This is a genomic window from Bacillus sp. N6, assembly GCF_052805735.1.
Genome location: NZ_CM127843.1, coordinates 805,572 through 832,160 on the forward strand (window position 1 = coordinate 805,572; position 26,589 = coordinate 832,160).

The window sequence follows — 26,589 nt, forward strand, 5'->3', positions numbered from 1 at the left end:
TATTTTCACTCGTGTTCAAAATTAACCTCTCCAATCTTGGACGATATTTCCGTCACGAATTACAATTTGACGTGCTGCAGCTTCCCCGATTTCACGGTCATGGGTAATCATAATGATTGTTGAGCCTTGTTTGTTTAATTCGTAAAAGAGGTCCATAATTTGTGTACTTGTTTTCGTATCAAGTGCTCCCGTCGGTTCATCGGCTAAAATGAATTTCGGGTTATTTACGATTGCACGTGCAACAGCGACACGCTGCTTTTGTCCACCTGACAATTCGTTCGGCAGGTGAGTAGCGCGATCAGCTAAGCCTACTTTTGTTAAAGCGGCTAATGAACGCTCACGTCTTTCTTTTTTATCAACTCCAGCGTAAATAAGAGGTAGCTCTACATTTTGAAGTGCTGTAAGTCTAGGTAATAACATGAAGTTTTGGAATACGAATCCGATTTCTTTATTACGTACGTGTGCAAGTTCTGTTTCAGACATGTTTGAAATGTTTTGACCAGCTAGTTCGTACGTACCTGTCGTCGGTTTATCTAAGCAACCGATAATGTTCATTAATGTTGATTTACCAGAACCAGAAGGTCCCATAATCGAAGTGAATTCTCCTTGGTTCAGTGTTACATCAATTCCATGTAATATTTGAACGGACTCTGCACCATTTTGGAAGGATTTCGTGATGCCTTTTAAGTTAATCACTGGGCGACAACCTCCATACCATCTTTTAAGTCTTTTTCAGGCTTAGAGATAATTTCCTCTCCTTTTTTCACTCCAGAAACTTTTGCTTCGCTATCAGTCTCGAATTCAACAGTAACTGCTTGTTCTTTCGCTTTACCGTCTTTTACAACGAAGACAACATTTTTGTCACCTTTTTTCACGATACTGCTTTTCGGAATAATTGTACCAGTTGCTTCGCCAGATTTACTTGTTACGTAAACGTGGAAGCCGTTTTGTAGTTCGTCACTATTATCTAATGTGACAGTGAATTGGTAATTAGAAACAGTTTTATTTTCATCCATGCTCTTTAAAGGTGTAGAACCGATTTCTGTTACTTTTCCTGTCCAAGTCTTACCAGCGACAGTTTTTGATGAAACAGTTACTTCTTGCCCAACTTTCATACTAGCAAGCTCATATTCAGAAAGTTGACCTTTTACTTTAAATTGACCAGCGTGACGAAGAGTAATTCCGCTCATACCTGTTTTTTCGTCAGCAGTTTTTACGATATCATCAATTACGCCATCAGCAGGACTTGTTACAGAAAGATTGTTTACTTTCTCTTTTGCTGCTTTAATCATTTCATCAGCTTTTTCAACTTCAAACTTTTTCATTTCAATTTGTGATTCTAATTGCCCAACTTCGGCTTCTGATGCTTTTAATGCTTCAGCAGGAAGGCTTGCATTTTTATCTTTTTGTAATTTTTGTTTCGCTACATCAATTTGTTTTTGGAGCAACGTTACTTCTTTTTGTGCGATTTTCTTTTGCATTTCTGCTTCTGTTACACCTTGTTTCGCAGTCGGATCATTGTATTTAAATAGAAGCTGACCTTTTTTCACTTCATCGCCTTTTTTCACAGCTAATTCATATGTTCCTTTTGTTGGATCGAATGAAATAGTTTCAATTCCATTTGGAATAACTTCGCCACCAAATTTTTGCGCGTTTTGGATTTGTTTTTCGGTTACTTTATATCCGCTATATGCCATTGCTACATCTGAACCGCCCCCAGCAAATGCAAAGTATGATCCAGCTGCAATTCCGATTGCTACTACACTAGTAATTAACACTTTATTTTTCTTTTTCATCTATTTATCACCTTTTCGTTCGTTTTAGTATCTACATTAAGTATAGAAGAGGTAAAGAATCTGACAAATCGTTTTAGCTTACAATAACCTTACAGTTTTGTAAGGTATGAATATGTAAATGTAAGGTAGAGCTTGTCCCAGTGTAAGCAAATGAATTGACTCGTTGTTTCTTTCTTACAATAATATTGTATGAAGGAAAGGAGGAAGGAAGATGGAAGCTTATTTTAGTGCACATCCATTAAAACCATTTATTCCATACTCAAGGCAACATGCCCTTATATTATTTATTATGTTGGTGGGGATATTTTTTCTGTATCAATACCAAGATGTATTACGTCAAAGTGAGTGGAATATAACGGTTCGATATGCAATTGCATTTTTATTTATAGGTAGTGAAATTGGGCTTCATATGTGGGAGTGGAAAGCGGGGATTTTTGAGCTAGCTACTTCATTACCGTTTGAATTATGTACGATTAGTTTATTATTAGCGTCGATTATGATCGTAACGAAAAGTTACCGCATATATGAGATTGTATTTTTCACGGGAATTATTGGTGCATCACAAGCTATTTTAACGCCAAACTTGCAGTATGCTTTTCCGCATTTTCGTTTCATTGAATATTTTATCGCGCATATATTGCTCATTTGGGCACCACTCTTTATGACTTGGGTGGAAGGATATCGTCCGACAGTACAATCTATTAAACGCACAATGATATTTTTAAACATATTGATTCCAATTGTTTCGTTTGTAAATTACAAAACAGGTGGTAATTATATGTTTTTAGCTCATAAGCCAGAAACAGCTTCATTACTTGATATGTTAGGGCCGCATCCTTACTATATTATTTCATTAGAAATAGCTGCGCTTATTGGATGTTTGGTTTTGTATATGCCGTTTGCGAAAAGAGAAAGGCATGCGCATAAGGAATCACTAGGATCATAGCCTAGTGATTTTTTGCTCTTAAAATATTTACAATTCAGAAAATTAAGAATAAAATTAAGGGGTAAATTATAGAGAGAGAAGGGCGAAAATGGTCAAAAAGGTATTTTTGAATGGAATGGAAGTGACGATTCAATTTCTTATTTCGATTTTGGGTATTATTTGTTTAGGGACATTGCCGAAACTATTTTATGGATTTGAGCTGCATGCATCACAGTACATAAAGAGTTTACAAGAAGTGTTTGTGAATTTAATGGACATTTCCAATTTGCAATATGTGAAAGGTAAATTTTTATTTCCACAGTTGTTTGTCCATTATAAAGAAACAATTGTTATATTTTTAGCTGCTTTTTTCATTTCATTATTTGTAGCATTTTGTATTGTTTATGTAATTATGAGTAGTTCACCGCGTATACAACATCGAATTAAATCATTTCTTATCTTCCTAGAATCCATTCCAGATATCCTTCTTATTTTAGTATCACAAATTTTAGTTGTATGGTTTTTTAAACAAACAGGTTTTTTACCTTTTCAAATTGCTTCAATTGGAGGCGAGTCGATTAGGGGGTTGCCAATATTGTGTTTGAGCATCCCGACTACGATTATGTTTGTAAAAATGGTCGTGCTTCGTTTTGAAAATGAACTAGAAAAAGATTATGTACTATTTGCTAAGGCGAAAGGGCTGGGGCGCTTTCATATTTTAAATCGCCATATTTTACGAAATGTGTTGCTTAGTACATTATTCTTTGCGAAAACGAATATCTTTTTTATGTTATCTAATTTATATATTATAGAATGGATTTTTAATACGGGTGGCATTTTTATGTTTTTGAAATCGTATTTCGGTATTAGAGTTGAGGTTTTCATAGTGAGTGTACTGCTTATATATATTCCGATTTTTATTTTATTTAAATTGTTTCATTATCTCATTCCGGCTGCGATGAAGGAGAGATTATAATATGTGGACGTATATAAAACGTGATAAAAGATTTTGGATAAGCATTGGGTTTCTTCTCCTATTAGTTCTTTTGAGCATCGGAAATACGTTATGGAATGATGGACATATTAGACAAGTTACATTGCAATATGATGCGGATGAAAATCCACAAGTGCCACCGTTTCCACCTTCATTACAATTTTTACTCGGGACAGACCGGAAAGGGTATGACCTGCTACATTTAGTCATTGAGGGCGCGAAGTGGACGATTGGTATATCTATTTTAATTGCGGCACTTAGAATGGTAATAGGTGTGTTTTTCGGTGTCGTACTCGGAACGTATATAAAAAGAGGATTTTCAAAAATTGAGGCTTTCTTTGATAGTTTTACAGTTATTCCGACAGTTATGATTGCGTATTTTTTTCTTCAATCTGCAAATACATTTGGAAGCGGAGAGGAGACAACAACCTTTTTTGAAAGGGCTTCGTTTCAAGTGGTATTACTTGTACTGCTTGTAATGCCAGTTATTGCACTGTATGTTGCGAAGGAAGTTCGTAAATTGCGAACGGAAGAATTTGTTGATGCCGCGCGCATATTAGGTGGATCGAGAAGGCATATTGTTATAAAGCATATTTTCCCGCATCTCTATATGACGTTTATACTTGTATTTTTTCAGCAGTTTACGCAAACTCTTACTATTTTACTGCACTTAGGATTACTGGAAATATTCTTTGGCGGAACAGTTCAGTTTTTAGGACCGATAGAAGAAATAGACTCTTACACACATGAATGGTCAGGTTTAATTGGAGTCTATTTTAGATCATTAACAGTGAATCCATGGATCCCTCTCGTCCCAATTACATTTTTCGGGCTTACTATTTTTTCAGGAAATATGATTGTAAAAAGTATCGAAGAGGCGATGATGAAAGTAAGGTTAGGAGGAGAGCTAAAGAAGGATGTTGTAGAAGAGGAACAATCTGCTGTGCAGTCAAAAGAAGAGTTATTTACTTTTAAACATACGATGTGAAGAGCCTAGGAAACTAGGTTCTTTTATTTTGTTATATTACAATATCGTAAGAGAGCTGTAATGAAAATCGATAGGGGAGAAATACAATTTCGTATACACTTTATGTATAGAGAAATACGAGAGCGGGTGAAGGTATACGATGGATTTTTTAGAAGTATCAAAACGTAGTATAAAACGAAATATAAAAGATTATTTTCTATACTTTATTTCATTAGTAGGTAGCATTATTATTTATTTTACATTCGTATCGATTAAACGAAATGAAAGTGTAGTAGCTCTTTTAAAAGAATCGGATAAGGTGGAAACGACATTTACGTTTGCACAAATATTGTTAATTATCTTTTTAACGATATTTATTTTTTATTGTAATAGCTTCTTTTTGCGAAAGAAGAAAAAAGAAATTGCGCTATATAGTTTACTAGGTATCCGTAAAGAAGAAATCGCGAAGTTACTTTTTTATGAAACATTATTAGTTGGTGGTGCGGCAAGTGTATTAGGTATTCTTGCTGGTTTATTTATAGCGAATATGTGCGCGGGGCTTCTCGTGAAGTTAATGGGAAGTGCGTTTACTTTTACATTTACGATTTCATTTGTATCTATAGTAGAAGTTCTTATAACGATAGGGGCAATTTTCTTTATTGCATCATGGAAAAGTAAAAAGTTAATTTATGAGCATCGTTTAGTTGAATTACTATATGGTGAAAATCAAAAAGAAGAGGCACCTACGTATTCAAGTAAGAAGGCAAAACGAGCGATTGTTTTATTAATTACAGGTTATATCATTGCGTTACTTACACAAGTTTTTGGATTTGGAGCAATTTTTATTACAGGTCTACTTATTTTTGGCTGTATTGTAAAAGGTACGTTTTTACTATTTGAGCAATATACAGTGAAATCACTCCATACAATCAAGGGAGATAAAACGAAATATTGGAATGGAACGAACATTTTATCGATTTCTTCATTGTTCTTCAGAATAAAAGGAAACGTAAAGATGCTTGCGTTATTATCTTTATTAAGTGCGGTAACATTATGCACCATTGGGGTGAGTTCCAGTATGTATTATGGGGCGCAGAAGACAGCGACCTTAATGAATCCAGTTAGTTATGAGTATGTAACAACTGGAAAGGAACTAGATAAGAAGGTTAGAGAAGAAATTCAAAAACATGAATTAGCAATTAAAAATGAAACGTCTGTAGCTATGCTGTCTATGCAAGGGAAGATAGATGGAGAACAAATATTAACAGGGTATTTAATAGGTAATGGTAATGTGCAAATGATAAAAGTGACAGATTATAATAAATCAGCTTCTATATTAGGCAATAAACAAGTTATTCTCGGTTCTGAAAAGGAAGTTGTTTTATTAGATCCGTATAAATCACATAACATCGAAAAGAATTCGCTTGAAGGAAACAATGTGTTCTTTGAAGGGATGAAGGACGATATTACAATCGTTGATCATCGAGAGGAAACAATTATGAGTGCGAAACTTGCACCAGTGGGGCTTGTTGTTCGAGATTCGTTATTTAATAAGTTGCAGCAAGGAAAGGATGTTTCAACAGTTAGTGGATTTATCGTTGAAGGAAACGGTAATAGAGCGCTAACGAAAGAGCTAGGGACAATCATTCCTAAAGAAGTGAAATTCCAATCATTTGAAGAGGCGAGCCAATCTGAATTGCAAGATGGTGCAGTGTTATTATTTGCTAGTATATTTTTAGGGATTGTCTTTATTCTTGCAACAGGCTGTATTTTATACTTTAAACAAATAACAGAAGCGATGGCAGAGCGACCGGCGTACGGAATGTTAAAGAAAATCGGACTAACGAAAAAGGAAGCAAGGGAATCTGTAAGAAAGCAAGTAGGTGCAATATTCTTAGTACCACTATTTCTTGCGATTGTTCATACGTTCTTTGCATTTTTAAGTTTGATGGGTTTTACAGGAATGTTTGAATATAGTCTTCCCCTACTAGGTAGTATAGGAGTGTATATCATAATCTACTTTGGTTATTATATGTTAACTGTTCGTTCTTACACAAATACTGTATTTAATAATAGAAGATAAAAAGAAGCAAGCATGGATTTCATGCTTGCTTCTTTTCTTTATTTTGTAGAAACTTCACCTGTAGCTTCTGTTTGCGGAATAAAGTATCCAATTATACCACCGATTATTGCTGGAATGATCCAGCCAATTCCTAAGTTATAAAAAGGAATCGTGTGTACAATATTAGCGATAAAACCTGGTATCATTTCCACATTATCAAGTGCATGAATACAGCTAATAATAAATGCTGCGATCATTGCTCCAATGTAGACAGAAGGTTTACGTTTCGTATATTTATCGATAAATGATACAAAAACTAAAATGATCGTAATTGGGTACAAAATAATTAATACAGGTAGTGTGATTTTAATTAATAAGCTTAATCCTAAGTTTGAAATAACGAAACTAAAGATACAAACGTATAGCACAAGCTTTTTGTATGAAACATTTGTTAGCACTGTTGTGAAGTAATTTGCAAATGCACTTACAACACCAATTGCCGTCGTTAAACAAGCGAAGATAATGGCGATACTTAATAAAATATTACCGCTTGTCCCAAAGAATTGATACATAACAGTAGCTAATAGTTGACCACCGTTTTCGAATTGCCCTAAGTTCCCGTTTGAAGCTCCGATATAACCGAGTAAGAAGTAAACAATTGTTAAGAATAGAGCAGCGATGCTTCCGCAAATGATTGTATATTTTGCGATAGATTTCTTCTCTTGTATACCGTTTTGACGAATTGCATTTACAACAATTGTTGATAGTACGAGAGCGCCAATTGCATCTAACGTTAAAAATCCTTCAAGAAATCCTTTGAAAAACGGGATGTCTTTATAGTCACCGATAGGCTCTGCAAACGTTCCTGGTGAAAGAATCGCTTTTGTTGCCATAATTGCAATAATTACAAGTAAAATTGGCGTTAATATTTTACCGATATGATCTACTAGCTTGGATGGATTTAATGATAAGAAGTAAACGACTGTAAAGAAAATCGCACTAAAAACTAACATAGAATACCATTGATCCGGGAAAAGTGGTGCAATCCCGATTTCATAAGATACAGATCCAGTTCGTGGAATAACAAATAGTGGGCCGATTGAAAGATAAATAATGATAGCGAATACTGCTGCGAATTTTGGATGAACACGGCTCGCTAAAGTGTTAAAACTACCACCAGCAAGGGCAACAGCAACGATAGCAAGTAAAGATAAACCGACGTCTGTAATAATAAATCCTGTAATAGAAACCCACATGTTTTCTCCGGAAGAAAGACCGAGAAGGGGCGGGAAAATCATATTACCAGCACCGAAGAAAACTGCGAATAGTAATAAACTAATCGAAAGTATTTGCGCTGGTTTTAAAGTTGTACGCATATAAAGAAAATCCTCCTAATGAGTGTTTTTGTCGAAAATTCAAATAATTTGTCGAGTAACTGTTATTATTTTAAAGGTCTGATGACTAGAAAGCAATAGGGAATTTTGAAAATATTAAAAAATAATGCATTAAATCGAATAAATATACTATTTATATGTTTAATAGGAAGGATTTAACTTTTAATGTAAAAAAACACATATCGCTAGGATACGTGTATTAAAAATATATTTTTCTATCGCGTTCTTCTTTTAAAATTTCAACGGCTTCTCGAAAGCGTTGTGAATGGACAATTTCTCGTTCGCGTAAAAAGCGTAAGCTGTCATTTATGTCGGGATCGTCAGATTGGTTGATAAGCCATTGATATGTGGCACGCGCTTTTTCTTCAGCCGCAATATCTTCGTATAGGTCGGCAATTGGATCACCTTTAGCTTGTATATAGGTTGCAGTAAATGGAACACCAGCTGCGTTATGATAATGAAGTGCGCTGTCATGGTCAACGTAATGAGGATCGAGACCAGCTGCCTTCATCTGTTCAGGAGTCGCATCTTTTGTCAGCTTATAAACCATCGTAGCAATCATTTCAAGATGTGCAAATTCTTCTGTACCAATATCGGTAAGGAGGCCAATGACTTTATCGGGAATTGTATAGCGCTGATTTAAGTAACGTAGTGCAGCGGCTAATTCTCCATCTGCACCACCGTATTGCTCAATTAATAATTTTGCAAGTGCTGGATTACAAGTTCCTACTTTAACAGGGTATTGTAATTTTTTTTCATAAATCCACATAGTTTCTCTCCTTTATATTTGCCATGGCCAAGGACCTTTACTCCATTCCCAAGGGGCATTAGAATAGCTATTTCCATACTGTTGAAGCGGTCCATATTTTTCTTCCATTTGTTGTTTTAATACTCTTCGTTTATAGGAAAAGTCATTAAATTGATTAATAGCTGCTGTATCGTCTGGGTGGGTGTCTAAGTAAAGTGTTAGTTCCACTAATACAAAGTCTAATTCTTGGAGATTCTCTAAAAGTCGATAATATTCTTCTGGTAGTGGTTGATTCACGTCAGTAGTCACCGCCCTTTTTTATAAGGATTTTCGTAATAATCATAAAAAACAGGCCATAAAGTTCCTTTTTGTAGTGCTTCTTTCGGTGAGAACTGTGGTAAATTTGGCGGTTGAAAACCTAAATATAAATTAGGAGGGGTAGAGTAATATTTTTTTCCAATAGGAGGACAAGGATCTTGAGGGCTATGATATGGCACATATGATTTCATGTATTTATCCATTAATAAACCTCCTCATATCTTCATCACTACGTATTGTATTCAGACATAATAGGCATTTATGACACATATAAAAAGGTAATAGGTACAGGGGGAATGAATGTGGAGCAATGTATTATATTAGAAGTGAAAAATTTAAAGGAAACTTTGTATTTTTACGAAGGGATTTTAGGAATAAGACCTAGTTTAGAAAGACCTCAATTGGATGTAACAGGGGTTTGGTATGATTCTGATTCAAAGAGAATTAGTTTTGTTATGAATCGCATGTTAGGGGGACGAGAGAAGAGTTTTACGAATTCATGCGCTGGTTTAACATTTTCAATTTCTAACATAGAGAATTTAAAGAAGAGGTTAGTGTTTTATAAAATTGCATATACAGAAAACAAAAGTGAGAAGAGTATTGTAGTACAAGACCCAGATGGATATAAACTTCAAGTGATAGAGAAGGATGAATAAACGGAGGCGATTTAGTGGAGCGGAATTATGAAGAAAGTGCGTTGTTTGAGCATCAATTTTGGCTAAGGGTGCTTACTGATCATTCGCAATTTTTACTTGATGCATTAGCTCCGAAGGAAAAAGAAGATATAAAGAAGGCCACATATTTTCTTGAAACATTTACGAATCTTTTAAATAAAGTTCATAATGTGAATCTCATTGCATTTTCAAAAGAGGCAGAACGAGCCGCAAAGGAAATACGAACGTTTAAATTAAGTATTATACAGAAACAACTTGAGGGAAAAATCACTATTCATTTTACGCCAACTTTCATCAATCATATGGTAAACGAAGTAGAAGAATATATAACGGTGTTAGAATTTTTAAAGAAAGGAGAAGTTCCGCCTGTTTTTCATGAATTACATTATCATCTCGTTTGGTTAACGGATGCGGCTGGTCATGCAGGCTCTATTTCTGGTGGATTAGATCTTGTTGAAAAAAGATTGAAAGAGAAAAGTGAAGAATTTACGAAGCACTTTGAACAATTTTACTTAAAGGCAGTTGAGATGACAGGTTATTTACGGACAGAGCTTCATCATTTTCCTGCATTAAAGAAGTTTACAAAAGATGTTTCACTTGAGTTAAAATTATTTTCGCATTTTCTCCATGAGGTTGAAGAGATGGAGTTATCGAATGAAATATTAAGTGCGTTATCTGCTAGAATGGCGGATCATATGGCAAGAGAAGAATGTTATTACTTATTAAAATTAGCACAATCTTCTGGACTTGAGATGCCAAAATGTAATCCGCTTTAAAGAAAAAAGAGGTCAATTTTATTTGGCCTCTTTTTCTGTTTTATTGTCTCTTTTTATTTTTGCTTGTTCAATACTTGCCTGTAATGTCTCCATAATATTGATGATGTTTGGAGCAGGAGAGATGGTTTCGGTTTTTTCCTGTTGTTCAATTTTATTTTCGATTAATTCGGTAAGAGCTTCTTTATATTCATCTGTATATAACTCTTGTTCGAAAGGATTTGTAAGATGGTGGATTAAATTGATTGCTGCTGTGAGTTCTTGTTTTTGAATCGGATAATTTTCATTACTTGGTAAGTTAGGTGTATTTGTTATATCGCGAATTTCATTAGGGTAGTGAATAGTTTGTAATATAAGCCCATCTTCAAAGTTACGGATAATAGCTAAATGTTGTTTTTTTCTAATGGAAATATGGATAAGACCAAGTTTATTTGTACGTTCAAGAGCTTCTTTTAATAATAAATACGATTTTTCATGTCCTGAGGTAGGGCCTATAAAATAAGAACGATCGTAGAGAACAGAATCAATTTCGTTATTTTGGACAAAAGATATAATACGAATAGATCTTGGTTCGTGAGCTTTTTGCAACTCAGCTAATTCTTTTTCATCCATAATAATGTACTTATGAGGTGCGTATTCATAGGCTTTTACAATATCTTTATCATCAATTTCTTCATCCGTACAATCAGGAGCAAATTTTTTATATTTAATAGGTGTTAAGCATTCTTTATGAAGACTTAAAAATTTTATATCGTTTTCTTCTACGGCACTGTATAGTTTGATTCCTATATTTAATAGTCCAAGTGAAAGGGTACCTTTCCATACGGTATGCAAATGAAGCCTCTCCTTTCATTCAAAAATGATTATGTATATTATGAGATAGTAAGAAATTTCCTATACGTTTTTTGTTTTTACGGAATGTTAAGCAGGAGGATGTGGGATATAAAATATATTGACAAGCCCTCCAAAATATTTTAATGTGATTGTATAAAATTGTGTATATAAAGGGGAGTAACTTATTACAGTAAAGTCGTCATTACAGGGAGAAACCCTCGGCTTTATTGGCAACGTTTCGTTGTTAGTGAGACCTTTACCAGCAATGGTAAAGGCCCCTTATTGTCTTTTTTAGGACCCTTACCATGTTTGGTAGGGGCCTTTTTGTATACAAAGAGAGGAGATATAAAAATGAAAAAACTTATTAGTAGATTAAGAGTTGTATTTCATGTTCGCCGATTTGTTCCATTCCTATTTGACTTTTTCACTTCAAAAGAGGTTTCAATAAAGAAGAAAATTTTATCTATTGCGTTTTTAGTTGGTTATGTTGCGATGCCGCTTGATTTAATTCCAGACTTCTTACCGTTTATTGGTATTTTAGATGATATTGGAATTGTGTTATTTATTTTGAACCGAATTGTAAAAATGGCGCCAGTTCAATTACAAGAAAAGCATAACGTAAACGTAGGATAGGAGTTGGGGTAGAAAATATGGAGCAAATTATTTTAGATATAATCGAATTTTTAAAGCAGTTTTCTTATTTTGGAGTTGTGTTAGCATTAACGTTTGAATTTATTCCGGCAGAAGTAGTTTTGCCCATGGTTGGGTATTGGGTATACGAGGGTGATATGAATTTTTGGCTTGCTGTACTAGCCGGAACGCTTGGCGGAACGACAGGACCGTTAACGTTATACGCACTCGGTTATTACGGTGGCCGTCCTCTATTAATAAAATACGGGAAATACTTCTTCATTAAAGAAGAACAAATTCAAAAAGCAGATGATTTCTTCGAGAAATATGGACCGGTTGTAGCATTTGTTGGACGCTTTGTACCGGGAGTTAGAACGCTTATTTCTGTTCCATGTGGTATGGCGAAAATGAACATATGGAAATTCAGCATATATACATTTGTAGCAATGTTCCCGTTAACGACTTTATATGTTTATTTTGGAATGAAATTAGGTCCGCATTGGGAAAAAGCAGCAGATGTTGTTGGGCAATATATGCTACCGATATTAGGCGGCGTTATTCTTATCGTGGCTAGTATCTTTGTCTATAAATATATGAAGAAAAGAAACAAAACGGAATCTATCTAGTCATTTGAATATTTTTTGAAAATAGATGAATAGTACAGGCAAAAGACTCTGAGGGACATACACATATAGGGAATATAAAAGAGAGAGGGGAAACAACTATGTCTTGTGAGTGCTCAGGGTCAGCATTAACTTGTTGTCCAGATAAAAATTATGTGCAAGATAAAGTGTGTAGTCCGTGGTCAGGAACTGTAGTGGCGACTGCTATTACGAATGTACTGTACAACAATAATATTAATCAAAATATGATTGGAACAGGGTTTGTTCGATATGACGTCGGACCGGCTCCGATCACACTGACAGTTTTAGATGCAGCAGGCGCTACAATTGATACACAAACATTAAACCCAGGAACAAGTATAGCTTTTACGTACCGTCGTTTCGTAACAATTGAAGTAACTTTACCTGCTGCAACAGCTGGAACATATCAAGGGGAGTTTTGTATAACTACACGTTATCCACTTTCATAATAGAAAAGGAGAGGGCTAAGATGTACAATTCTAACTTATCATGCTGTTCCAGTAAAACACTTGTTCAAGATCAGGTATGTATAGATTGGGCTGCTACTGGTGCGGTAACTGAAACAGTGTATACGAATAATATTACGCAAGATTTATATGCATCAGGTTATGTGAAATATGATGTAGGTACAGCTCCAATTACGGTGAATTTTTTAGTAGGAGCGACAGTGGTGAATACAATTACTGTACAACCACAAAGCAGTGGATCATTTACAGTAAGATACTTTACTACAATCCAAATTGTAACAACAGGAACAGGAGTAAGCCAAGGACAATTATGTCTGACAGTACGCTATCCAATTTCATAAGCAAAAGCATACCAAGTGGTATGCTTTTTTATATAGTTTATAAGTTAAGATGGTGAAGAAGTTTATAAGCAAAATGAGAATTGACAACAATATTTTCCTTCCATATATCGGGTTGGGGTATTTGGAATATCAATGATAGCCACAGATTGTAAGGATTGACCTGTATATGACATTGTGTTGCCAGGATAGATTGTAAAAGTATTTGTCACCTTTCCGATAATTTGAACGGTAATTCCTGCAGTACTACTAGTACTATTATACACAGAAATGGTACCAGATATTTTAACTACACCATCTCCTTCCCATAAGATTAATGTAGGATTTTCAGAAGGTGGTGGAATTTCTTTTGTTATAAGAAAATTACCGGCAAATTCATTTGTAACTAATTCACAGCCTGGTGGTTCTGGTGGATTAGGCGGATCATAGGGAGGGCAGATGATAGATAAAGGGGCATAACAGCCGATATTTTTTTTACAAGCCATTAATAGCTCCTCCCTTCATACTTTCTTTTTATTACTATTAAATGTTGTAAAGCGATAGTTGTGTTAATAAAGGGGCGAAAAATTTCAGGAAAGTTTGTTTAATAGGCTTCCAAATCATAATAATGAATAAGAGTCTGTTAGACACAAGATGGTTGTATAAGATAATACAAGTAATGTTGGATGTTACAGAAAATTGACTGTATATTTACAAAATTTAAACAAATTTCATTTTCACTTTAAACGAAGTTAATATGTGTTCGATACAATAACCATTGTAATTAATTCATTATATGAGGAGGATTTACGTGGACAGAACTGTTTTACGAAAAGTAAAAGGCCTTATTGGATTATTAATGGTTTTTGTATTAGCATTCGTATCATTTCCGTGGAGTACATCAGTCAAGGCGGAAGAGAAAAAGCAAGAAAAGGCATCAAGTGAGAAGAAGATAGTTTTTCCAGTTGTAAGTGATGTGCATATTAAAAATAGTGGAACAGATGATACGTTTCGCTGGAAAAGAGCGATCGAACAGTTTAATACATTAGCACCGAAGCAAGATGCATTTGTTATTGTAGGTGATTTCACGGATACAGGATCGGTGCAGCAATATGATCGTTTCATGCAAGTGTACAATGAAAATGCAAATAAAGATGCTGTGCGAATGAATTCTCTTGGTAACCATGATTATTGGAACGGTTTATCTGTAGAAGGTGCGCAGAAGCGTTTCTTAGAAAAAACAGGTATGGAATCAATTTATTATCATAAAGTGGTAAAAGGTTATCACTTCCTTGTTATGTCTCCAGAGAATGGAACAACTCATGGGTATTATTCAGACAAGCAAATTAATTGGTTAAAAGAAGAAATGGCGAAAGCGCAAAAAGATGATCCAACAAAACCAATTTTCGTATTTTTACATCAACATATTAAAGATACAGTGTACGGTAGTCATGAATGGGGAACACAAGATAGCGCAAAAATTAATGCCGTATTAAAAGAATACCCACAAGTTATTACGTTTTCAGGTCATTCACATTATCCATTAGATGATCCAAGATCGATACATCAAAAAGACTTTACATCAGTTGGTACATCTTCAGTAAGTTATATGGAAGTTGAAGGTGGTAAAGTACAAGGGAATATCCCGCCAGGAGCTAGTACGTTAAGCCAAGGTTTATTAGTAGAAGTAGATGATGAAGAAGTAACGATTAATCGCCGTGATTTCCATACAAATTCTTGGACAGGCGAGCCTTGGAAAATTAAATTACCAGCAAAGAAAGAAACATTTACACATGTAGAAGATCGTGATAAAGAAAAGCCTTACTTTGCTAAGGATGCAAAGCTTGCTGTATCAAATGTAACAGAAAATGCGGCAACAGTAACATTCCCGCAAGCATTGGACAACCTTCTTGTTCACTCTTACCGTGTACAGGCTAGAGATAAGCAAACGGGTGAAATAAAAAATAAATTGTTAGCATTCTCAGAGTTTTACCGTGATCCAGTGCCAAAAGATCTTACATTTACGCTTGCAGGGTTAGATGGCGGGAAAACATATACACTTGAAGTCGTTGCAATCGATTCATTCGGCAATGAAACCGCACAGCCGTTAACTGCGGAAATTACTACGAAAAAAGATAATATTGACCCGAATGTGAAAGTACCAAAAGCTGATGTTTTCGATGTAAACTTTGCAGATGGTACATTTAAAGACAATTCACCATTTGGTACAAAAGGTGATGTGAAGGGCAATGTGGTTATTGAATATGATAAAGCATTGAAAAAGAATGTGATGAAGTTAAACGGACAATCTAATACATTTGGATACCTTCCATTTTCAGCAGCACAAAAAGAAAAAGTAGCAAATACATTTACGCTAGAAACGGTATTTTCAATGAATCAAATCCGTGGCCAAGGTATTTTGCAAAATACAGAGAGCGGCGGAATTGGATTTGAGTCTACAGGAAGTGGATATGTTGAATTATGGGCTCACATTGGTGGCAGCTATAAACGTGTTGGAGTTCAATTAGAAGCGAACAAAACGTATCACTTAACAGGAACGTATAACGGAAGTGAAGTGGCAATTTACGTAGATGGTAAAAAAGTAAATAGCCAGCCAGCTACTGGGAAAGTGTATCATCCAAACGTACCATTTGCATTTGGAGCGGATCCTGATAGTAACGGAAATGGTGGTATTCCGTTAAATGGACAAATTGCGCTTGCGAAATTATATAGTAAAGCGTTAAGTTCTTCAGAAGTATTAGCAGCGTACAATGAGTTCTCTAACCGTACGAAGTTAGAGCAAGTAACTGCGTTATTTGAAGAGCTTGGAAAAGTAAAGGAAGTGCTAGCTGGTACGTATGAATTTGGTGATAAACCAGGTCAATATTCAAAGGAAGCATTTCAAGAACTAGAGAAAAGCTATAATAATGCAAAACAAGTGTTTGAAAATGTAGGGAGTACGGGAGAGCAAATCGTTCAAACATATAACGAATTAAAAACAGCTAATGTAACATTTGTACAATCTAAAGTAGTAGAACAACCGAAAACACCGAAAGAAAAATTACAAATCAATATTGAATCTGCAAAAGTAGTAGTGAAAAAAGCGCAAGATGCAAATGTAACGGACGGTTCAGTGAAAGCATTGAGTCAAAAAATTACAGTGGCCGAAGCTGTAGTGAAAGATGTAAAAGTAAAAGATGCACAGGTAGAAACGATGAATCGTACATTAGAGTATACAATTTCACTTGTTGAAAAAAGTATGAACAAATAAGAGAGAGGAAAAGAAGCTTATCATGATAGGCTTCTTTTTTGTTATACTAAAATTAGTATAGAATGAAGGAGCGAATAATTTGGAAGAGAAAAAGCTAAAAAGAATTCTTGAATATGTATGGATCGCGGTTGTGCTCCTTGTAGGATATTATTTCTTAAAAGAAAAAAGTATATGGGTTCTATTTTTAATGACGTTTTTATTAGCGGGTTTAGGCACGTTATTTATTAATTTCTTCTTTGATAGTTTAAATGCATGGAAGAAGAAAAAGAAGGGAACGAAGTAAAGGAGGGAATATATGCAAAAGTGGAAGTTCATATATCAGGTGATTATTTTCCTATTACTTGTAGGTATTGGAATTGTTAAATATGCAACGCCAATAGGAAATTGGGCATGGTTTACAGCTTGCATCGGCATATTTTTCATTTTACAATCGTTAACGAAAAAATATAATAGTACAGAAAAATAGCTCGCCGCTAAAACGGCGAGCTATTTTATTATGCTTTTTTCTTTTCATCATTCGTTTTTTCGGTAGCTAAGTGACTATGCTTTCTAGAGTAGAAGAAATAGAAGCATAAGCCGACTATAAGCCAAACTGCAAAGCTAATCCATGTTGTTTTAGACAAATTGATCATTAAATATAAGCAGCAAAGAATCGCGACAACTGGTAATACAGGTACGAAAGGTGTACGGAATCCACGTTTTAAATCAGGGTGTGTTTTTCGTAAAATAAGTACAGCGCAGCAAACGAATGTAAAGGCTGTTAACGTACCGATGTTTACTAAATTCGCTAGCAAATGTAAATCTAAAAGCCCTGCTAATAAAGCGGCAACAACGCCAGTAATCCACGTATTTAATAAAGGGATTTTTACTCTTTTATTTACACGTGCTAACGCTTTTGGAAGTAGACCGTCACGGCTCATTGCATACGAAACGCGAACTTGTCCATACATAACGACTAAGAGAACGGTTGTCATTCCAGTCATCGCTCCGACAGCGAGTAGTCCTGCAATTGTATCCTCACCAACGAAATGCAATGCAAATGCAACTGGATCAGAGACGTCTAATTGCGTATAAGGAACCATACCTGTTAAAACGAAAGATACAATCATATATAAAACAGTACAAATAAGAAGAGAACCGATAATACCAATTGGTAAGTCACGCTGCGGTTTTTTCGTTTCTTCTGCAGCGGTTGCGATTGCATCAAAACCTAAAAAGGCGAAGAACACAGTGGCAGCCCCAGTAATAATACCGTCGTATCCGAATGGGATGAACGGTGTCCAATTTTCAGGTTTTACATATTTTGCACCTGCTACGATAAAGGCAATGATAACAGCTAGTTTAATAAGAACCATAATATTATTAATGCGTGCACTTTCACGTATACCAAAACTTAAAAGGCCAGTAATAAGAAGTAAAATGCAGACAGCTGGTAAATCGATGAGACCACCTTTTCCTACGCCGGGGGCCGAGGCGATTATGGCGGGCAGATGTATATTGAATCCTTGTAGTAATGATTGCAAATAACCAGACCAACCGACAGCTACTGCCGCGACTGCAAGTAAATATTCGAGCATTAAACACCATCCAACGATGAAGGCGACGACTTCTCCGACTGTCATATATGCGTAAGTATACACACTTCCTGAGACAGGAATAGAAGAAGCAAATTCAGCATAACAAAAGGCTACACAAGCACAAGTAAATGCAGCAATAAGAAATGATAGCATAATACCAGGACCAGAATGTTTTGCTGCAACAATACCTGTTAATACAAAGATCCCTGTCCCAATTACGGCGCCGATCCCTAAAAACGTTAAATCGAGTGCAGTTAATGTTCTATCTAGCTGCTTTGGTGATTCAGTACTAAGCGCTTTTTTTCGTAATAATGACTTCACTTTGGACTCTCCCCCCGTTTTTTCATTTCCATAACTGCGACTATAGTATGAGCCCATTAAAAAAGAGTAAGTAAGGAAGTGGAGGTGCAGTTATGGTATGTAGTTTTTTAAAATTGCTGGATTAATCTTAATATAATTCAGAATATTTTGTCAAATAAAAATATGACAAATAAAATGCGGATCAATAGGGGAAACTACTTGCAGAAATGGACGGGGGTTAACGACCCACTGATTAAAGTTAAAGTAGGAGCAGATGCTATGTTATTTTATTTTGAACTTGTCGTCATTTTACTTTGTACGAAATTAGCTGGTGACATTAGTGTGAGACTTGGTCAGCCTTCTGTACTTGGTAAGTTAATTGTCGGTATTATTATCGGTCCAGCTGTACTCGGTATTATTAATAGTTCTGAACTAATTGATGAACTGAGTGAGATTGGTGTTTTGTTACTTATGTTTATGGCGGGACTTGAAACAGATTTAGAAGAGTTAAATCGGAATTTGAAATCGTCATTTGCAGTAGCGGCTGGTGGAATTATTTTTCCTTTCATCGGTGGTTATGTAACAGGATTGCTGTTTGGATTAATGCAGTCCCATGCCATTTTTTTAGGATTATTACTTTGCGCAACATCGGTTAGTATTACGGTGCAGACGCTACGTGATTTAGGGAAAATGAATACGAGAGAAAGTACAACAATTTTAGGTGCTGCCGTATTTGATGATGTCATTGTCGTTATTTTATTGGCATTTGTAATGAGTTTTTTAGGAACACAAGATGTAAATATAACACTTGTCATTGCAAAGAAAATTATTTTCTTTGTAAGTATTGTTTTTATTGCTTGGAAAGTCGTTCCTTGGATTATGAAGATGCTTGTCCCGCTTCGTGTAACAGAAGCGTTAATTAGCGCGGCTCTTATTATTTGTTTCTCTTTTTCTTATTACAGTGAAATGATGGGAATTGCAGGCATTATTGGAGCATTTGCAGCAGGAATTGCTATTTCTCAAACAGAGTATAAGCATGAAGTGGAACATAAAATTGAACCGATTGCTTATGCAATATTTGTTCCAGTATTCTTCGTAAGTATCGGAATGGAAATTACATTTCAAGGCATTGGAAGTCAGCTTTGGTTCATTATTATTATGACTCTCGTTGCGATTTTCACAAAGTTAATCGGATCCGGCTTAGGCGCAAGACTGACAGGATTTAATCGCCAATCTTCTATCAGTATTGGTGCGGGGATGGTATCACGTGGTGAAGTAGCGCTTATCATCGCAGCAAATGGACTTACGGCGAATTTATTAGCGAAAGAAAATTTCACAGCGATTGTTATTGTTGTTATATTGACGACGATTATTACACCGCCACTTTTGAAGAAATATTTTGTATAGAGAGGAAGGGCTTATCTGATGTAGGTAAGCTCTTTTTTTATTCCCAAAAGCAATGATCATATAGTATGAAGGGTTTGTAATTATGGTAAAATCTATGTATGTGATATGACAAGGAGAGGGAAGTGTGAAGATTACGAAGGAGAAGGTTATCGGTGTAATCGTACTTATTGCAGTATGTATACCATTTACTGCATGGAAAGAATCAAAAGTGAAAGATTTTCCGGTTTCTATTTTTTCGGAAGAAGCAGATGGTGAGTACGGTCAGAAGCTGAAATATACTGCTTTTTTACCTGATGTTGCGATTTGGATGAACGGTTGGGAAAAGAAGTGGACAGAGGGGGAAAGAACTGTTTATCAAAAAGGGAATCGCATTGTAAATGTGTTTCATCCTCCTGGCGATGATGGTTATTACCTTCTTGAAGCAAGAGAAAATAAGTGAACGCAACCGTAAGAAGTGGAGGTTAAATAGTGAAAGCTTCAACATTACTATTTAAAATTGAAAGTAATATGGATCAATTTTCACCAGCTGAGAAGAAGGTTGCCATGTACATAATGGAGAATGCAGAGATTGTACCGAATTTAACGACGAAAGAAGTGTCAACGAATGCAGGAGCAAGTGAAGCGAGTGTCGTTCGCTTTTGTAAATCGATTGGAATCGGAAGTTTTAAAGCATTTAAGATAGCACTCGTTCGTGAATTAACGATTGCTGATTATAATATTAACGATTTTTCAGTGATGAATACAGAAGATGGACCGTATGATTTATTTAATAAAGTTACTTATGTGAATAAAGCTGCAATTGAGGCGAGTGTTACTGCAATAGATAAGAGGGAACTTGAGAAAGCAGCGGATCGTATTGTCAATGCGAATAAAATTATATTTTACGGAGTAGGCGGATCAGCTACGCCAGCAATGGACGGGGCTTATAAATTTACGCGGCTTGGATTTACAGCGATGATGCTATCTGATTTTCATATGATGTTGCCGCTTGTGACAAATTTAAAAGAGGGCGATATATTTGTTGCGATTTCAACATCTGGTCGAACGAGAGATGTGCTTGAAATGGCGCAGTATGCAAAGAGACAAGGTGCAACTGTTATTGGAATTACGAAGCTAGATCAATCATCCCCCCTATATAAAGAAGCGGACATTCGTCTTTGTATGCCAGATGTAGAACAAGATCATCGTATTGCAAGTATTGCGTCGAGAATGACGCAACTGAATATGATTGATGCTTTATATGTGATTACTTTCAACCGAATTGGCAATAAAGTATTGGATCAATTTATGGAGACGCGAGAAGAAGCGTTGCGGTTACGGAAGTTAAAGTAGAAGAAAAGATGAGGAGACTCATCTTTTTTATTATCTTTGACACAAATATGTCATGTTGTGAAATTTTATTTCATAAAATAAGAAAGAGTTATTGATTTTTAGTTTCTTGAAGTTATAATAAAAGTGTGAAATATAATTTCAAAGAGGGTGGAAATATGTTAGAAAATTTATCGACAGAACATCGTAATGAGAAAACAATGAATCTGGATGAAATGAGCATAAAAGAAGTGTTGCAAAGTATGAATGAAGAAGATCGAACTGTTGCGTTAGCAGTTGAAAAAGAGATAGAACAAATTGAAAAGGTTGTACAGACTGTTATTAAATCTTTTGAAGAAGAGGGACGCTTAATTTACATTGGTGCTGGTACGAGTGGTCGTTTAGGTATTCTAGATGCAGTGGAATGTCCGCCGACATTTGGCACGGATGATAAAATGGTGCAAGGATTTATAGCAGGTGGATTGAAAGCGTTTACTAAGGCGGTGGAAGGTGCCGAAGATCGCGAAGAGTTAGCGGAAGAAGATTTAAAAAGTATTGGATTAAATGAGAAAGATACAGTGATTGGAATTGCTGCAAGTGGTAGAACTCCTTACGTAATTGGCGGCTTGAAATACGCACAGAGCGTAGGAGCGAGTACAGCAAGTATTTCTTGTAATAAAAATGCTGAAATAAGTAAATATGCAAAGTTAAATGTGGAAGTAGAGACAGGTGCAGAAATATTAACAGGATCAACGCGTTTAAAAGCTGGTACAGCACAAAAATTAGTGCTGAATATGATTTCAACAGCTTCGATGATTGGTGTAGGAAAAGTATATAAAAACTTAATGGTAGATGTTCAATCCACAAATGAAAAGTTAGTAGAACGGTCAAAACGAATTATTGTGGAAGCAACAGGCGCTAGTTATGAAGTAGCAACAGAGTATTATGAAAAGGCAGAACGTAACGTAAAAGCTGCCATTGTTATGGTGTTGTTGCAGTGTGAGTATGGGGAAGCACTGGAGAAACTAAAATACGCAAAAGGGTTTGTGAAGAAAGCACTATAAAGTAATAGGGAGGGGGATTCTATTATGAAGAAAGAAGAGAGAATGGCCAAGGAAATTTCGGAGCAACTTGGGGGAATAAAAAATATTCGTAGTATTGCTCATTGTATGACGAGACTACGTTTAACGCTTCATGATGAAAGTAAAGTAAATATGGACCTTTTGAAAAAAGTTGAAGGCGTTATGGGTGTTATAGAAGATGAGACGCTTCAAGTTGTCGTTGGTCCAGGAACAGTAAATAAAGTAGCAGCTGAAATGGAAGGTTTGACAGGACTACGAATTGGTGAGGTAGCAGATCATCACCTTGAAGATATTGGGCAAGAGATGAAATCAGAGATTAAGAAGAAAAATAATACACCGGTGAAAAACTTTTTACGAAAAATAGGAAGTATTTTCATCCCATTAATTCCGGGGCTTGTTGCGTCAGGAATTATAAACGGGGTTGCTAACTTTGCGAAAAATGCTGGTGCTGATCCAAATGCAACGTGGTTACAAATGTTACTACTCATTGGCGGCGGTATCTTTACATTCTTAGGAATTTTAGTTGGTTGGAATACAGCGAAAGAGTTCGGCGGGACACCGGTTCTTGGGGCAATTGCTGGTATTTTAATTTTCAACCCAGCGATGGCAAACGTAAAATTGTTTGGTGAAGCATTAGTGCCCGGACGGGGCGGATTATTCGCAGTTATTTTTGCAGCATGGCTTATGGTTGTAGTGGAAAGACAAGTTCGAAAAGCAGTGCCGAATGCAGTTGATATTATCGTGACACCACTCATTACTGTATTAGTTGTAAGTATCGTAACGATGTTAGCCATTCAGCCATTAGCAGGTTTCTTATCAGATGGTATTACGAGCGGAATTAATGCTATTTTAAATATTGGCGGAGCATTTGCTGGCGCAGTACTTGCGGGAACATTTTTACCTCTCGTTATGGTCGGATTGCATCACGGTTTAACACCAATTCATATGGAATTCATTAATCAAACACACGTAACACCTTTATTACCAGTGCTCGCAATGGCTGGTGCTGGCCAAGTGGGCGCAGCAATTGCGATTTATGTGAAAACAAAAAACAAACGACTTCGAAATGTAATTAAAGGTGGATTGCCAGTTGGCTTTTTAGGAATTGGTGAGCCGTTATTATACGGGGTTACATTACCACTTGGGAAACCGTTTATTACTGCTTGTTTAGGAGCGGCTGTCGGTGGTGCATTCCAAGCAGTTATGCAAACAGCTTCTCTTGGAATTGGCGTATCAGGGCTATCTTTAATTCCGTTAATTGCTGACAATAAATATTTACTCTATTTCTTAGGTTTAGTAATTGCATATGCTTTCGGATTTATCTTTACGTACTTCTTCGGATTTAAAGAAGAAATGGCAGAAAACATATAGAGAAAGGGATTCCTTTCTCTTTTTCTATTAATAGAAAGGGAGATTTATATGATCGGAGTTTCCATTTATCTTTCAAAAGAACGAGTAGAGAAACAAGAAGAGTGGCTAAAAGTAGCGAAGGAAAATGGGTTTACATCTATTTTTACATCACTGCACATTCCAGAAGATGACCCAAATACGTATAAAGAGTTAATTCAAATATTAGGGAAACAAGCTCTTGCACATGAAATGGAGTTAATGGTTGATGTTTCTCCAAAATCGTTACATCATTTAGGGCTAACATATGAAAATGTGGAAGAACTATTGGACTGGGGCATTACCGGTTTAAGAATGGATTACGGCATTGCGCCAAAAGAAATTGCAAGCGTATCTCATAAGATGAAAGTAGCTTTAAATGCGAGTACGATTACAAAGCCATTTTGGAAAGAATTACTTGCAGAACATATAAGAGTAGAGAATGTAGAAGCGTGGCATAATTTTTATCCACGTCCAGAGACGGGACTAGCAAAGTCCTTCTTACAAAAACAAAATCAATATTTACAGGAGTGCGGAATAAAAACGATGGCATTTATTCCAGGAGATGCGGAAAAACGTGGTCCGTTATATGAAGGGTTACCAACGTTAGAAAAACATCGCAATATGCGCCCGCTTGAAGCGTACTTAGAACTTGTTCAAGATTGTGGTGTTGATAAAGTATTGATTGGAGATATAAGCGCAAGTTTGGAAAGTATGCAAGAAGTAGCTAGTGCGAGTAAAGGGATTATTCCATTGCGTTACAAATCATTTATAACTGATAAAGAAGTATTAAAAGTGGTGGAGCAAGTGCATACAAATAGACTAGATCCGGCTCGTGATGTTATTCGATCTGTAGAATCAAGGGAAGGAAATAGAGTGGTTTTACAGCCGATGCATACAATTGTAAGAAAGAAAGGTAGCATTACAATTGATAATGAATTGTACGGTAGATATGCAGGGGAGATGCAAGTTGCTACACATGATTTACCTGTAGATGAGAAAGTGAATGTTGTTGGAATAGTTGTGGAAGAGGACGTTTCTTTACTGCCTTATATTGGCGCTGGAAAAATGTTTCAACTTTTTCTATGCGATAGAATAAAAGCTTGAATTAGCGCTATTTTGTAGGAAAACATTATCCGTAAAACGGATAATGTTTTTTGTTTTCTTTAAAAAAGTATTTGACGAATGAAATAAAATACCGTATTGTTTTGACTTGTAAATAAAAGTTCACCATAACAAAACAAAAAGGAGAGTTCAAAATGAATCAATATATTGGGAATTTAATTATTCGTATCGTGTTAGGAGTTACGTTCTTTGCACACGGTTTAGCAAAGTTTCAATCAGGTATCGATAATGTAGCAGGATGGTTTACAAGCATCGGTTTACCAGGTGGCCTTGCATACGGCGTAGCAACTGTAGAATTAGTTGGTGGTATATTATTAATTATCGGTTTAGGTGTACGATATGTAGGATTGTTATTTGCTCTTATTTTAGCTGGAGCTATCGTAAAGGTAAATGGAGCAGCAGGTTTATTAGGAGATGGAAAGAATCCAGGATATGAATTAGATCTTGCATTATTATCAATGGGTGCGTATTTATTCGTAGTAAAAGCAGAAGGATATGTAGATCGTTTCTTAAAAGAGAAAGTAATGAAAACGAAGTAAATTTTATTTATAAATTGTTGACTTGAAGAATCATTGTAACTATAATGATTACAACTAATAAATCACGAATGAAACAATTTAAATATTTTTTTACACAAGATGTAACTACATTGGTTACGTCTTGTGTAAAAATAAATAAACGGGAGGAAGTAATATGCCTAAATCAAATTTAGAAATTATTCAAAGCACGTATGAAGGATCAGCTTCTTCGAATGCAAAGCATTTAGCAGAAGCCCTCTCTGAAAAAGTGGAATGGACAGAGGCAGAAGGTTTCCCGTATGGCGGAACATATACAGGCGTAGAAGCTATAATGGAAAATGTATTTAGCCGTTTAGGATCAGAATGGGATGATTATAAAGCAAGTGTAAATACATATCATGAAGTAAACGGAAAAGATGTAATTGTTGCTGAAGGTATGTATTCTGGAGTTTATAAAGAAACAGGAAAATCATTTGAAGCAGAATTTGTTCATGTATGGCAGTTTGAAAATGGAAAAATCGTGAAGTTTAAGCAGTATGTAGATAGTCATATTGTTAGGGAAGCGATGAAGAGCTAATGCTTTTTAAATGGATCTTAGGTATATGCATTACAATTATAGTAATTTTCTCGTCTATAGTTGGCGGAAAGAAATTGCTTGCATATGTGGAAAAAGAAAATACAAATATTCAAACCGAGCGAGCGGCAAACGAAAAAGAGAAAAAAGCTGCAGAAGAAGCCCCGCAAATTAGTGAAGGTGAAATTATTTCTACTATGCATAAAATGGTGCATCAAAAGGTAAAATCCTCTGAAAAATGGGGATTTGTAGAGATGACAAAAAAGGAAATTTCTAATGTAAAAAGAGATATTGAAAATAGTACAGGCTTTCAATATAAAATGAAGTTATTTTCTATTATAAATAGATGGGAAAAAGGAGATTTTTCTCAAACTGTTGAGGAGCATAACTTTTTATGGAGCCTTCAAGGTGGAGATACTGGTAAGGCGACGGAACGTTTATTGCCAGAAGAGGAAAAGCAGTATATAAAAGAAATGAAGAGAAAATAAAAACATCGCC

Annotated in this window: 31 protein-coding genes; 22 read left to right on the forward strand and 9 right to left on the reverse strand. The window is 35.6% G+C overall.

What is annotated here, in order from left to right; genetic code table 11:
- Nucleotides 1-21: 21 nt before the first annotated feature.
- Both ACUXVC_RS04140 and ACUXVC_RS04145 read right to left on the reverse strand, forming a co-directional pair.
- Nucleotides 22-696 (reverse strand): ABC transporter ATP-binding protein, encoded by a 675-nt coding sequence (locus ACUXVC_RS04140; RefSeq protein ID WP_000609100.1) that lies wholly within the window; start codon nt 694-696, stop codon nt 22-24.
- On the reverse strand, nt 693-1,796 hold the full coding sequence (locus ACUXVC_RS04145) for an efflux RND transporter periplasmic adaptor subunit (protein WP_446025928.1): 1,104 nt from the start codon (nt 1,794-1,796) through the stop codon (nt 693-695). The genes ACUXVC_RS04140 and ACUXVC_RS04145 overlap by 4 nt, the downstream gene beginning before the upstream one ends.
- Before the next feature lie 211 nt (nt 1,797-2,007).
- Between ACUXVC_RS04145 and ACUXVC_RS04150 the strand changes: the two genes are divergently transcribed.
- The 4 genes from ACUXVC_RS04150 to ACUXVC_RS04165 all read left to right on the forward strand — a co-directional run bounded on the left by ACUXVC_RS04150 (nt 2,008) and on the right by ACUXVC_RS04165 (nt 6,765).
- A complete protein-coding gene (locus ACUXVC_RS04150; protein ID WP_000388700.1) occupies nt 2,008-2,742 on the forward strand; it encodes a YwaF family protein in 735 nt (244 codons plus the stop codon).
- A gap of 88 nt (nt 2,743-2,830) precedes the next feature.
- Complete coding sequence (locus ACUXVC_RS04155; protein WP_095691368.1) at nt 2,831-3,697, forward strand: ABC transporter permease subunit; 867 nt, start codon at nt 2,831-2,833, stop codon at nt 3,695-3,697.
- Between the two features lies 1 nt (nt 3,698).
- On the forward strand, nt 3,699-4,703 hold the full coding sequence (locus ACUXVC_RS04160; protein WP_095691367.1) for an ABC transporter permease: 1,005 nt from the start codon (nt 3,699-3,701) through the stop codon (nt 4,701-4,703).
- 139 nt (nt 4,704-4,842) lie between these two features.
- Nucleotides 4,843-6,765 carry an ABC transporter permease gene (locus ACUXVC_RS04165; RefSeq protein ID WP_095691366.1) on the forward strand — a complete coding sequence of 641 codons (1,923 nt, stop codon included), beginning with the start codon at nt 4,843-4,845 and terminating at the stop codon, nt 6,763-6,765.
- Nucleotides 6,766-6,803: 38 nt separating this feature from the next.
- Here ACUXVC_RS04165 and brnQ2 read toward each other — a convergent pair whose 3' ends face one another.
- The 4 genes from brnQ2 to ACUXVC_RS04185 form a co-directional block, all read right to left on the reverse strand.
- Nucleotides 6,804-8,120, reverse strand: coding sequence for a branched-chain amino acid transport system II carrier protein BrnQ2 (brnQ2, locus tag ACUXVC_RS04170; protein WP_089170458.1), 1,317 nt, complete (start codon nt 8,118-8,120; stop codon nt 6,804-6,806).
- A 217-nt stretch (nt 8,121-8,337) separates the two neighbouring features.
- A complete protein-coding gene (gene cotJC, locus ACUXVC_RS04175; RefSeq protein WP_000265278.1) occupies nt 8,338-8,907 on the reverse strand; it encodes a spore coat protein CotJC in 570 nt (189 codons plus the stop codon).
- A gap of 12 nt (nt 8,908-8,919) precedes the next feature.
- On the reverse strand, nt 8,920-9,183 hold the full coding sequence (gene cotJB, locus ACUXVC_RS04180; RefSeq protein WP_001075543.1) for a spore coat protein CotJB: 264 nt from the start codon (nt 9,181-9,183) through the stop codon (nt 8,920-8,922).
- An 8-nt stretch (nt 9,184-9,191) separates the two neighbouring features.
- Nucleotides 9,192-9,407 (reverse strand): spore coat associated protein CotJA, encoded by a 216-nt coding sequence (locus ACUXVC_RS04185; protein ID WP_000362188.1) that lies wholly within the window; start codon nt 9,405-9,407, stop codon nt 9,192-9,194.
- A 33-nt stretch (nt 9,408-9,440) separates the two neighbouring features.
- Between ACUXVC_RS04185 and ACUXVC_RS04190 the strand changes: the two genes are divergently transcribed.
- Nucleotides 9,441-9,860: a VOC family protein gene (locus ACUXVC_RS04190; RefSeq protein ID WP_140155568.1), complete on the forward strand. Its 420-nt coding sequence runs from the start codon at nt 9,441-9,443 to the stop codon at nt 9,858-9,860.
- 14 nt (nt 9,861-9,874) lie between these two features.
- A complete protein-coding gene (locus ACUXVC_RS04195; protein ID WP_000440991.1) occupies nt 9,875-10,654 on the forward strand; it encodes a DUF2935 domain-containing protein in 780 nt (259 codons plus the stop codon).
- Between the two features lie 18 nt (nt 10,655-10,672).
- On the opposite strand, the gene ku is transcribed toward ACUXVC_RS04195, so the two are convergent.
- Nucleotides 10,673-11,485 carry a non-homologous end joining protein Ku gene (gene ku / locus ACUXVC_RS04200; RefSeq protein ID WP_446025929.1) on the reverse strand — a complete coding sequence of 271 codons (813 nt, stop codon included), beginning with the start codon at nt 11,483-11,485 and terminating at the stop codon, nt 10,673-10,675.
- A gap of 351 nt (nt 11,486-11,836) precedes the next feature.
- Between ku and ACUXVC_RS04205 the strand changes: the two genes are divergently transcribed.
- The 4 genes from ACUXVC_RS04205 to ACUXVC_RS04220 all read left to right on the forward strand — a co-directional run bounded on the left by ACUXVC_RS04205 (nt 11,837) and on the right by ACUXVC_RS04220 (nt 13,567).
- A complete protein-coding gene (locus ACUXVC_RS04205; RefSeq protein ID WP_000733844.1) occupies nt 11,837-12,118 on the forward strand; it encodes a YkvA family protein in 282 nt (93 codons plus the stop codon).
- Nucleotides 12,119-12,135: 17 nt separating this feature from the next.
- Nucleotides 12,136-12,741, forward strand: a complete 606-nt coding sequence (locus ACUXVC_RS04210; RefSeq protein ID WP_000435017.1) for a DedA family protein — start codon at nt 12,136-12,138, stop codon at nt 12,739-12,741.
- 98 nt (nt 12,742-12,839) lie between these two features.
- A complete protein-coding gene (locus ACUXVC_RS04215) occupies nt 12,840-13,208 on the forward strand; it encodes a DUF3992 domain-containing protein (RefSeq protein WP_001277547.1) in 369 nt (122 codons plus the stop codon).
- Nucleotides 13,209-13,228: 20 nt separating this feature from the next.
- Nucleotides 13,229-13,567, forward strand: a complete 339-nt coding sequence (locus ACUXVC_RS04220) for a DUF3992 domain-containing protein (RefSeq protein WP_000282809.1) — start codon at nt 13,229-13,231, stop codon at nt 13,565-13,567.
- A 62-nt stretch (nt 13,568-13,629) separates the two neighbouring features.
- Here ACUXVC_RS04220 and ACUXVC_RS04225 read toward each other — a convergent pair whose 3' ends face one another.
- Entirely contained in the window at nt 13,630-14,049 is a 420-nt protein-coding gene (locus tag ACUXVC_RS04225; protein WP_098126288.1) for an S-Ena type endospore appendage, read from the reverse strand.
- Nucleotides 14,050-14,354: 305 nt separating this feature from the next.
- Here ACUXVC_RS04225 and ACUXVC_RS04230 point away from each other — a divergent pair, with 305 nt between their 5' ends.
- From ACUXVC_RS04230 to ACUXVC_RS04240, 3 genes are all read left to right on the forward strand, one after another.
- The gene (locus ACUXVC_RS04230; RefSeq protein WP_446025930.1) at nt 14,355-16,814 is read left to right on the forward strand and encodes a LamG-like jellyroll fold domain-containing protein; all 2,460 of its coding nucleotides are present in this window, start codon (nt 14,355-14,357) and stop codon (nt 16,812-16,814) included.
- A gap of 79 nt (nt 16,815-16,893) precedes the next feature.
- The gene (locus tag ACUXVC_RS04235) at nt 16,894-17,097 is read left to right on the forward strand and encodes a hypothetical protein (protein WP_000391504.1); all 204 of its coding nucleotides are present in this window, start codon (nt 16,894-16,896) and stop codon (nt 17,095-17,097) included.
- A gap of 12 nt (nt 17,098-17,109) precedes the next feature.
- The gene (locus tag ACUXVC_RS04240; protein ID WP_053565173.1) at nt 17,110-17,280 is read left to right on the forward strand and encodes a hypothetical protein; all 171 of its coding nucleotides are present in this window, start codon (nt 17,110-17,112) and stop codon (nt 17,278-17,280) included.
- Nucleotides 17,281-17,308: 28 nt separating this feature from the next.
- Here ACUXVC_RS04240 and ACUXVC_RS04245 read toward each other — a convergent pair whose 3' ends face one another.
- Nucleotides 17,309-18,769, reverse strand: coding sequence for an amino acid permease (locus tag ACUXVC_RS04245; protein WP_153592908.1), 1,461 nt, complete (start codon nt 18,767-18,769; stop codon nt 17,309-17,311).
- A 105-nt stretch (nt 18,770-18,874) separates the two neighbouring features.
- Here ACUXVC_RS04245 and ACUXVC_RS04250 point away from each other — a divergent pair, with 105 nt between their 5' ends.
- The 9 genes from ACUXVC_RS04250 (at nt 18,875) to ACUXVC_RS04290 (ending at nt 26,579) form a co-directional block, all read left to right on the forward strand.
- Complete coding sequence (locus ACUXVC_RS04250; RefSeq protein WP_423249943.1) at nt 18,875-20,098, forward strand: cation:proton antiporter; 1,224 nt, start codon at nt 18,875-18,877, stop codon at nt 20,096-20,098.
- Between the two features lie 124 nt (nt 20,099-20,222).
- Nucleotides 20,223-20,537 (forward strand): hypothetical protein, encoded by a 315-nt coding sequence (locus tag ACUXVC_RS04255; protein ID WP_000704958.1) that lies wholly within the window; start codon nt 20,223-20,225, stop codon nt 20,535-20,537.
- 29 nt (nt 20,538-20,566) lie between these two features.
- Nucleotides 20,567-21,430, forward strand: coding sequence for a MurR/RpiR family transcriptional regulator (locus ACUXVC_RS04260; RefSeq protein WP_446025931.1), 864 nt, complete (start codon nt 20,567-20,569; stop codon nt 21,428-21,430).
- A 155-nt stretch (nt 21,431-21,585) separates the two neighbouring features.
- Entirely contained in the window at nt 21,586-22,470 is an 885-nt protein-coding gene (murQ, locus tag ACUXVC_RS04265) for an N-acetylmuramic acid 6-phosphate etherase (protein ID WP_000892348.1), read from the forward strand.
- 24 nt (nt 22,471-22,494) lie between these two features.
- Nucleotides 22,495-23,859, forward strand: coding sequence for a PTS transporter subunit EIIC (locus ACUXVC_RS04270; protein WP_000711293.1), 1,365 nt, complete (start codon nt 22,495-22,497; stop codon nt 23,857-23,859).
- Between the two features lie 48 nt (nt 23,860-23,907).
- Nucleotides 23,908-24,981 carry a DUF871 domain-containing protein gene (locus tag ACUXVC_RS04275; RefSeq protein WP_375852880.1) on the forward strand — a complete coding sequence of 358 codons (1,074 nt, stop codon included), beginning with the start codon at nt 23,908-23,910 and terminating at the stop codon, nt 24,979-24,981.
- A gap of 152 nt (nt 24,982-25,133) precedes the next feature.
- A complete protein-coding gene (locus ACUXVC_RS04280) occupies nt 25,134-25,538 on the forward strand; it encodes a DoxX family protein (RefSeq protein WP_001077751.1) in 405 nt (134 codons plus the stop codon).
- A gap of 154 nt (nt 25,539-25,692) precedes the next feature.
- A complete protein-coding gene (locus tag ACUXVC_RS04285; RefSeq protein ID WP_053565170.1) occupies nt 25,693-26,094 on the forward strand; it encodes a nuclear transport factor 2 family protein in 402 nt (133 codons plus the stop codon).
- Nucleotides 26,094-26,579 (forward strand): PRK06770 family protein, encoded by a 486-nt coding sequence (locus ACUXVC_RS04290; protein WP_098126286.1) that lies wholly within the window; start codon nt 26,094-26,096, stop codon nt 26,577-26,579. Before ACUXVC_RS04285 ends, ACUXVC_RS04290 begins: the two co-directional genes overlap by 1 nt.
- Nucleotides 26,580-26,589: the final 10 nt, after the last annotated feature.

Excerpts from the sequence above, each read along its gene's own strand:
- brnQ2 (WP_089170458.1), bottom strand. The coding sequence starts at position 8,120 with ATGCGTACAACTTTAAAACCAGCGCAAATACTTTCGATTAGTTTATTA.
- ACUXVC_RS04215 (WP_001277547.1), top strand. The coding sequence starts at position 12,840 with ATGTCTTGTGAGTGCTCAGGGTCAGCATTAACTTGTTGTCCAGATAAA.
- ACUXVC_RS04185 (WP_000362188.1), bottom strand. The coding sequence starts at position 9,407 with ATGGATAAATACATGAAATCATATGTGCCATATCATAGCCCTCAAGAT.
- ACUXVC_RS04245 (WP_153592908.1), bottom strand. The coding sequence starts at position 18,769 with ATGGGCTCATACTATAGTCGCAGTTATGGAAATGAAAAAACGGGGGGA.
- ACUXVC_RS04165 (WP_095691366.1), top strand. The coding sequence starts at position 4,843 with ATGGATTTTTTAGAAGTATCAAAACGTAGTATAAAACGAAATATAAAA.
- ACUXVC_RS04285 (WP_053565170.1), top strand. The coding sequence starts at position 25,693 with ATGCCTAAATCAAATTTAGAAATTATTCAAAGCACGTATGAAGGATCA.
- ACUXVC_RS04145 (WP_446025928.1), bottom strand. The coding sequence starts at position 1,796 with ATGAAAAAGAAAAATAAAGTGTTAATTACTAGTGTAGTAGCAATCGGA.
- ACUXVC_RS04290 (WP_098126286.1), top strand. The coding sequence starts at position 26,094 with ATGCTTTTTAAATGGATCTTAGGTATATGCATTACAATTATAGTAATT.
- ACUXVC_RS04150 (WP_000388700.1), top strand. The coding sequence starts at position 2,008 with ATGGAAGCTTATTTTAGTGCACATCCATTAAAACCATTTATTCCATAC.
- ACUXVC_RS04275 (WP_375852880.1), top strand. The coding sequence starts at position 23,908 with ATGATCGGAGTTTCCATTTATCTTTCAAAAGAACGAGTAGAGAAACAA.
- ACUXVC_RS04240 (WP_053565173.1), top strand. The coding sequence starts at position 17,110 with ATGCAAAAGTGGAAGTTCATATATCAGGTGATTATTTTCCTATTACTT.
- cotJC (WP_000265278.1), bottom strand. The coding sequence starts at position 8,907 with ATGTGGATTTATGAAAAAAAATTACAATACCCTGTTAAAGTAGGAACT.
- ACUXVC_RS04205 (WP_000733844.1), top strand. The coding sequence starts at position 11,837 with ATGAAAAAACTTATTAGTAGATTAAGAGTTGTATTTCATGTTCGCCGA.
- ACUXVC_RS04225 (WP_098126288.1), bottom strand. The coding sequence starts at position 14,049 with ATGGCTTGTAAAAAAAATATCGGCTGTTATGCCCCTTTATCTATCATC.
- ACUXVC_RS04270 (WP_000711293.1), top strand. The coding sequence starts at position 22,495 with ATGAAGAAAGAAGAGAGAATGGCCAAGGAAATTTCGGAGCAACTTGGG.
- ACUXVC_RS04160 (WP_095691367.1), top strand. The coding sequence starts at position 3,699 with ATGTGGACGTATATAAAACGTGATAAAAGATTTTGGATAAGCATTGGG.
- ACUXVC_RS04220 (WP_000282809.1), top strand. The coding sequence starts at position 13,229 with ATGTACAATTCTAACTTATCATGCTGTTCCAGTAAAACACTTGTTCAA.
- murQ (WP_000892348.1), top strand. The coding sequence starts at position 21,586 with ATGTTAGAAAATTTATCGACAGAACATCGTAATGAGAAAACAATGAAT.
- ACUXVC_RS04155 (WP_095691368.1), top strand. The coding sequence starts at position 2,831 with ATGGTCAAAAAGGTATTTTTGAATGGAATGGAAGTGACGATTCAATTT.
- ACUXVC_RS04210 (WP_000435017.1), top strand. The coding sequence starts at position 12,136 with ATGGAGCAAATTATTTTAGATATAATCGAATTTTTAAAGCAGTTTTCT.
- ACUXVC_RS04280 (WP_001077751.1), top strand. The coding sequence starts at position 25,134 with ATGAATCAATATATTGGGAATTTAATTATTCGTATCGTGTTAGGAGTT.
- ACUXVC_RS04250 (WP_423249943.1), top strand. The coding sequence starts at position 18,875 with ATGACAAATAAAATGCGGATCAATAGGGGAAACTACTTGCAGAAATGG.